We start from the raw sequence: 255 nt of genomic DNA on the forward strand, positions 1-255 counted from the left end.
TTATCTGCAACGGTGGGCAAGCCTAATGGCCGCTCTTTGCCATTCGCTTTGGGGATGTACACACGCTTGATGTCATCAACTCGATACTGCCTGGATTTAAGTTGCTGCGCCAGCATGTGGATATTTTGGGGTAATCGCTGCTCGAATTGTTGCGTTGTAACGCCATCAATACCCGCAGCCGATTGTTTATTGAGGTGTGCCCAGGCACGATACAGCGCATCGGCTCTCAGCTGTCCATAAAGATTCTGAAATCGA

1 pseudogene is annotated in these 255 nt (G+C 49.8%); it reads right to left on the minus strand.

Annotated elements, in window-relative coordinates:
* Window positions 1-255 (minus strand): annotated as a pseudogene (locus JW499_RS22200) (hypothetical protein); the annotation flags it as partial.

The sequence above is a fragment of the Amphritea pacifica genome (assembly GCF_016924145.1).
Classification (GTDB): domain Bacteria; phylum Pseudomonadota; class Gammaproteobacteria; order Pseudomonadales; family Balneatricaceae; genus Amphritea; species Amphritea pacifica.